Origin of the sequence: Rufibacter roseus (genome assembly GCF_001647285.1) — a bacterium.
Classification (GTDB): Bacteria; Bacteroidota; Bacteroidia; order Cytophagales; family Hymenobacteraceae; genus Nibribacter; species Nibribacter roseus.
This window is the reverse complement of sequence record NZ_LRML01000003.1, coordinates 508335-516080: the sequence shown is the minus strand read 5'-3', so window position 1 is coordinate 516080 and position 7746 is coordinate 508335. Positions and strand designations below refer to the sequence as shown.

General features: G+C 40.8%; 3 protein-coding genes. All 3 read left to right on the top strand.

Going from position 1 to position 7746, the window contains the following annotated elements; genetic code table 11:
* The first annotated feature begins 331 nt into the window (after window positions 1-331).
* The 3 genes from A8O23_RS06285 to A8O23_RS06275 all read left to right on the top strand — a co-directional run bounded on the left by A8O23_RS06285 (window position 332) and on the right by A8O23_RS06275 (window position 7701).
* Window positions 332-3562 (top strand): SusC/RagA family TonB-linked outer membrane protein, encoded by a 3231-nt coding sequence (locus A8O23_RS06285; protein WP_066618243.1) that lies wholly within the window; start codon window positions 332-334, stop codon window positions 3560-3562.
* 5 nt (window positions 3563-3567) lie between these two features.
* The gene (locus A8O23_RS06280; protein ID WP_066618241.1) at window positions 3568-5085 is read left to right on the top strand and encodes a RagB/SusD family nutrient uptake outer membrane protein; all 1518 of its coding nucleotides are present in this window, start codon (window positions 3568-3570) and stop codon (window positions 5083-5085) included.
* Between the two features lie 246 nt (window positions 5086-5331).
* Window positions 5332-7701: a S9 family peptidase gene (locus A8O23_RS06275; RefSeq protein WP_066618239.1), complete on the top strand. Its 2370-nt coding sequence runs from the start codon at window positions 5332-5334 to the stop codon at window positions 7699-7701.
* Window positions 7702-7746 lie beyond the last annotated feature (45 nt).

Sequence of the window (7746 nt, the reverse complement as noted above, 5' to 3'; positions counted from 1 at the left end):
TAAAAAAAGGAGAAGGCCATCCAGTACTGGATGGCCTTCTCCTTTTTTTAGTATATAGAATTTTAAGAAAATATTAACAGTTGAAGAATTAAATAATCTTTTAAACAAAACAATGGATTTAAAATTATTTTAAGAATTACGGCCAATTATGATGGTTGAGTTATATTTCATATAGGAATATAAAAATTTACAAGAACAGACACAACGAAATTCCCTCAGTTTTATTCTGTTATATCCAAAAGTTTTATGTTAAATATTTGTTAATGTTGAAGTGATTGTTAAATTTGGTTAACAATCTTTATCATCTCTACAAACAAACAACCAAAACCACATGAAGAAAGCTTTACTTTTCAGTATTGCTTTGTTGTTCGTGCTTGCTACGCAAGCGTGGGCACAAAGTAGAACTGTAACAGGACGAGTGACTGACGCACAAACAGGAGAGGGAATGCCTGGCGTCACTGTGCAACTCAAGGGTACCACCACCGCATCACCAACGGATGTTAATGGTAGCTATTCAATCTCTGTTCCGTCCTCTGGCGGAACCCTTGTATTCTCCTTTATCGGATATGTAAATCAAGAAGTGGCTGTAGGAAACCAAACTACAGTTAATGTTAAATTAGGAACTGACGCCGAGGCACTACAGGAAGTAGTAGTTGTTGGGTACGGTACTACAACTAAACAATCATTCACGGGATCTGCAAAAGTAGTTGACGGAGAAGTGATGGATAGAAAGAATGTAGCAAACGTGTCTCAAGCCTTAGCTGGTGAGGTATCAGGGGTAAGAGTAATTAACACCAGTGGACAACCTGGTACGGTGGCTACTATTCGTATTAGAGGTCTGGGTTCTGTGAACGGTAACCGCGATCCATTGTACGTAGTTGACGGGGTTCCTTTCTCTGGAGGTCTTAATTCCATCAATCCTGCTGACGTTGAGTCTACCACTGTATTAAAAGATGCCGCTGCAACTTCTATTTATGGTTCTAGAGGTGCTAACGGTGTGGTGCTCATCACTACTAGATCTGGAAGAGGTAGAAAGTCTTTCATTGAAGCTGATGCTAACTTTGGTACAAACATGGCTTTATTGCCGCGTTATGAAACCATTAAATCTCCTGAACAATACATTGCGTTAGGTTGGGAAGGTCTTTACAATTATCCTAACTCAGGTACAGATGCTGAGCGTATTGCTTACGCAAACGCAAATTTGTTTTCTGCAAGTGGTGTAAGAACAGGTTACAACATGTGGAATGTGGCCAATGGTGGTGAATTGATTGATCCAGCCACCAGAACCGTTCGTCCAGGAGTTACAAGAAAATATGATCCGGAGAACTGGGAAGACTATGCCTTCCAGAATTCAGCTCGCAGAGAGTACAACGTTAAATTAGGAGGTTCTTCAGGAAGAACTAGCTATTATACCTCTTTTGGCTATTTAGATGACCAAGGTTATTCTATCAAGTCAGATTATGAGCGTATAACAGCTCGTTTAAATTTAAGACAAGAAGTTACTTCATGGTTGACTGGTGGTATCAACTTCAACTACGCAAGATCTGAAACCAATACTGGTGGACAGACAGAAGACTCTGGAAGTATTTTCTGGTTTGTTGATAACATGCCATCTATTTATCCTCTATTTAAAAGAGATGCTAGTGGAGCTCGGATTCCTGACCCTTATTATCCTGGTTCTTTTGTGTATGATTATGGTGCTGAAGGTGATTTTGCTCGTGGCTTCGGTGGATTAACAAACTCTATCGCTGATGCTACCTATAATACCAGAAGAGACAATCGTGATGAAATCAACGGAAACGCAAATTTAGATTTCAAAATTGTTGAAGGTCTAACTTTTGAAAACAGAATAGGTGTACAATACTTCCACAATAAGTATGGTTGGTTGAACAATAAATTCTATGGTTCTTCTGCTGGGCAAGTGGGTTCTCTGGGCTTAACCAGAACAGACAGATTCTCCTACAACTTGTTGAACCTGTTGCGTTATTCAAAATCTTTTGGACAACATGGATTTGAAGCTTTAGTTGCTCATGAAGCTACTGATTACGAGCAAAATACATTCTTTGCTTCAGGCTACAGATTAGTAGATCCTAACATTTTGGAACTAAGCAATACAATTGTTAAGAACCCAACCCAAAACTCTTACACGATCAGAAATACCTTAGAAAGCTATTTCGGGCAACTGAATTATGACTTTGATAAGACTTACTTTTTGTCAGCAACTTTAAGAAGAGATGGTTCTTCTAAATTCTTGAACAAAAAATGGGGAACTTTTGGATCAGTAGGAGCAGCTTGGTTAGTATCTAACGAAGATTTCATGAGAAGCCTTCCTTTGTTAAGCTCCTTGAAACTGAAGGCTAGCTACGGTATCATGGGTGACCAGGCAGGTGTAGGTTCTTATTCAGGCTACGATCTGTACAACGTTAACAACGTAAGTAACCAACCAGCCTTCTCTGAAAGCAGTGTGGGTAACCCTAACTTGACTTGGGAGTCTTCTGAGATGTTTCAGACAGGTGTGGAGTTTGAAATTGGCAAATTCTTAACAGGTTCATTTGAATACTATGTTAAGAATACTGAAGACCTGATTTTCCAGGTAAGACCTGGCCCTTCTATTGGCTACGCTCTTATTGTATCTAATGATGGTAAATTGCAGAACAAGGGTTTTGAATTTGATTTAACAGGCCATATTTTAAAAACCTCAGATTTCCGTCTTGATTTAAATGTAAACGGAGAGATCTTCACTAATAAGATCACACAGATGCCGCTTGATGCTTCAACAGGTCAACCTAAGGCAATAGATGTGCAAGGCAGCTATGGCTGGTCAAAAGGCCACTCTATCTTTGATTTTTATATGAGAGAGTTTTCTGGTGTTGATCCGACAGACGGAAAGAGCACTTGGACTGTTCATTACATTGATGCCAATGGAGATGGTGCCTTTAACACAGGTGAGCAAATTCAAAGCTTAACTGATTACCTTTCTAAGAATCCTGGTGAAGCTGGAAACATCATGGTAGGTACAACCAAAGTATACTCTGAGGCTACTCAGAAATATGTAGGGAAATCACCAATTCCAGATGTTAGAGGTGGTGTAAACCTTTCAGCCGGTTACAAAGGCTTTGATCTTAATGTACAAATGCTTTATAGCTTTGGTGGCTATGCATATGATGGTGCCTACGCTAGCTTAATGCACAGTGGCGTTGTGGGTAGCAACAACTGGCACGTAGATATTCTTGACAGATGGCAGAGTGAGGAGAACCCAGGAAATGGGGTACCTCGCCTATCAAACCAGAGAGATGCAAACGTAAGTTCAGTTTCTACCCGCTTCTTGACAAAAGCAAATTACTTGGCTTTGAACAACGTACGGTTAAGTTATACTGTGCCTGCAAGCTTAACTAGCAGATTTAAAGTAGGAGGTTTATCTGTTTGGGTATCTGGTGATAACTTGTGGTTGAATAGTGCCCGTCAAGGATTTAATCCATCTACAGCTGAAACTGGTGGTTCTAGTACATACCGCTACTCACCTTTGTCAACTGTTACAGCTGGTTTAAGAATTAAAATCTAATTAAAATGAAAAAGAAATTATATACAGTGGCATTAGCTGTTCTTACAGTTTTTGCTTCCGGTTGCCAAGAAGATTTCTTGGAGGAAAAGCCGACCCAACAACTATCGCTTGAGCAAATAAGGGAAGCAGCCAAAACGGACCCTACTTTGTATAACTCATTTGTTTCTGGCCTTTACTCAACCATGTATACTCCCGGTACTGGGGGTACCACCGGGCATGATGACTTTGGGCAGAAAGGATTTGATATTTTCGCCGATATGCTTGCCTCTGATATGGTATTGGCGGGTACTACCTATGGCTGGTATTCTGGTATAGCTAGATATCAGGTTACGAAAGACTTTACAGTTAACCAAACTTATACCCCTTGGAGATACTACTATAGAGTTATTCGTTCTGCCAATACTCTTATAGATCTTTTGGGTGGAAATGATGCTGTTCAACCAGATACTAATACGAAGCAGCTGATGGGGCAGGCAAAAGCTATGCGCGCCTATGCTTATTTCTACCTGGCGCAGTTCTACTCTAAGGGATACGGAGATGGTACAGAGAAGATCTTACCTGTGTATACTTCAACCTCAATGCCTAATCAGCCTAAAAGTACTTCAGCAGAAGTATACAATCTGATGGTTAGTGACCTAGAGGCTGCTATTGTTGCACTTGAAGGATATACAAGAGATACTAAAAACAAAGTAGATCAGCATGTTGCAAAAGGGTTGTTAGCTTATGTATTAGCCGCTCGTGGTTCTCAGGCTGATTTACAGCGTGTGGTAACTCTTACGAATGACATCATTTCTGCCTCTACTTACCGTGTGCTTAACCCTAATGAAGTAGTTGCTCAATTTGACGCAGCGGGTCAAATCACGAACCGTACAACTGCTGGCTTCAATAATGTGGCTGCTCCTAGCTGGATTTGGGGAATGGACCTAGTATTAGATTATGGGCTTAACCTGATCTCTTGGTGGGGTCAAGTGGATGTTTTCTCCTACAGCTATGCATGGGCAGGTGACCCTAAGACTATTGATCGTAGCCTTTATGACGCCATTCGTCCAGGTGATATCAGAAAAGGACAGTTTCATGCCACAAACTTGCAGCCAAGAAACAAATTCTTTCACCCAGACAGGGTAATTGGTAAGCAGCGTTTCATGGAAACTGACTATGTATACATGCGTCTGGAAGAAATGATTTTGCTGAATGCAGAAGCCAAGGCAAGATTGAATCAAGATGGGCCAGCCAGAGAAATGCTTAAAACTTTATTGGCAAAAAGATTTACTTCGGCGTCTGATTATGCTTATGTAGACGATCTGAGCGGTCAAGCTCTGAAAGATGAGATACACCTGCAGACCCGTATTGAACTTTGGGGTGAAGGTAAATCTTACCTTTCCCTTAAAAGAAATAAGAGAACGGTTAAAAGAGGCTCTAATCACTTGTTTGAGGCTGGAAACTCTTTTGCTTGGGATTCTGATGAAATGACTTTTGATATTCCTCAGGCTGAAGTTCTGAACAATCCTGTTTTGAATGATTAAGTTGGCTATTGCTTAATTATAAGCATTAGTTATATGAAATGTTTTAACAATAGGCCGCACCAAAGGTGCGGCCTATTGTTTTTTGTAGTCAGTACAATGCTAAGCATTAAGATGTAGGTTTGCTTTTGGCAAACAGTTTCTAAAACAGCTTTACTAACAATATGATGTTATTATATTTCTAGTCTTTTTTAATTTCACATATCAGTACCTCCCTTAATCTTACTAAACAAGACTTTTAAGACATTCATGAATTTTTTTACAAGATCCTTCCTGTTGCTGATTTTTGCTTTGGGTTCTTTGAAACAAAGTTTAGCACAAACAAAACCTGTTCTTACGGTTGAAAAGATCATGCAAGACCCAGCCCAATGGATTGGGACTTCACCAAGCAACATTTATTGGGACGACAACAGTAAATCAGTTTATTTTCAATGGAATCCTGAAAAAGCCAAGGGAGATTCCCGGTACGTGGTCTTAATCAATAATAAGAAAATATCAAAGGTACCAGCCAATCAGCGGATAAGTCTTGCCGCGCCTGGAGGTACCTATAATAAGAGCCAAACTTTACGCATTTATGAAAGGGGAGGGGACTTGTTTCTTGTTGATGTGAAAAGCGGTCACATTAAACAAATCACCAACACTGTTGAGCGTGAAAGTTCACCGGGTTTCACCCATGATGAGAAGAAGGTTTCTTTTTTGAAAGATAATAATCTGTACCTCTGGGATATGAGTAGCGGAGAAATTAACCAGCTTACCGATTTTAGAAGAGGTAGAAAACCTAGCTCTCCTGACCAGACTAAAAGTCAACAAGAAAAATTCTTAAAAGAGCAACAACTTGAATTGCTCCAGATTATAAAAAAGCGGGAAGAGCAAAATCAGAACCGCCAAGCACAACGCGCAGCCATAGGAAAAAGTAATCCTAAAGAAATTTACACTGAAGACAAGTCAGTAGATAACGTGGTGCTTAGCCCTGATCAACGGTACATAACGTACCGGTTGGCTTTAAGACCAGCTAATTCAAAAATTGCACAGGTACCCAATTATGTTACATCATCTGGTTACACTGAAGAGATACCCACACGTACCAAGGTTGGTTCTCCGCAAGCTACATATGAAATGTGGCTGTATGATACTCAGCTTGATACTACCTACCAAGTATCTTTTAAAGACCTGCCTGGAATAAAAGACACGCCTGAATTTTTGGATACTAATTCTGAGGGAAAGAGTGGAAAAGCTACTTCAGAAAATAGAAAAGTTGCTGCATTTGGTCCTTATTATTCTCCAGATGGAAGCAAGGCTGTGTTAGTGGCACGTTCTGCAGACAATAAAGATCGCTGGATATTAAGTTTTAACCCTAGGTCTGGGGAAATAACAACTTTAGACCGGCAGCATGATGAAGCGTGGGTAAATGGATACGGCCCCGGCCAAATAGGTTGGATGCCTGATAATGAACGGATATGGTTTGTGTCTGAAGAAAGTGGTTATGCCCATATATATACTATCAATGTTAGCAGTGGTCAAAAAAAGGCTCTAACCAGTGGCCAGTTTGAAGTACAACAGGTGCAGCTTTCAAAAGACAAAAAGTACTGGTATTTGACTACAAACCAAGTTCACCCAGGCGAGCAGCATTTTTACCGTATGCCCTTGAATGGTGGCAAAATGGAACAAATCACTAAAATGACTGGAGCTCATGATGTGACTGTTTCACCAGATGAAAAAATGCTGGCTGTCCGTTATTCATATTCAAACAAGCCATGGGAGCTATACCTCATGGAGAATAAACCAGGGGCAAAGGCTGTACAAATTACAAACTCGGTAACAGACGAATTCAAGCAGTATCCGTGGAGAGATCCAGAGGTGATCACTTATAATGCAGAAGATGGTGCACAGGTGCATGCACGCTTGTATAGACCAGAGAACCCCACTGCCAATGGTCCGGCCGTGATCTTTGTGCATGGTGCTGGTTACTTGCAAAATGCCCATAAGTGGTGGAGCAGCTATTTTAGAGAGTACATGTTCCATAATTTATTAGTTGATAAAGGGTATACCGTTTTAGATATAGATTACAGAGGCAGTGCTGGCTATGGAAGAGACTGGAGAACTGGGATTTACCGGCACATGGGTGGCAAAGATTTGAGCGATCATGTAGATGGAGCCAAGATGCTGGTAGAGAAATATGGAGTAGACCCGAAGAAGATAGGTATCTACGGAGGGTCTTATGGTGGCTTTATCACCCTGATGGCCATGTTTACCCAGCCTGACGTGTTTGCGGCAGGTGCAGCCTTACGTTCTGTGACAGATTGGGCTCATTATAACCACGGGTACACATCTAATATACTAAATGAGCCGCAGCAAGATAGTTTGGCTTACGTGCGCAGTTCACCCATCTATTTTGCGGAAGGCCTACAAGGCGCTCTGTTGATTTGCCATGGAATGGTGGACACCAATGTTCATTTTCAAGACGTGGTCAGGCTTTCTCAAAGATTGATAGAATTAGGCAAAGACAATTGGGAACTGGCTGTTTATCCTGTAGAAGACCACGGCTTTGTAGAACCGTCTAGTTGGACAGATGAATACAAACGCATACTCAAACTTTTTGAGACTAACCTAAAGAAGTAGCGGTGGCTGCAGAATTCCTTTATGAATAGCAGATTCGAAGTTGTA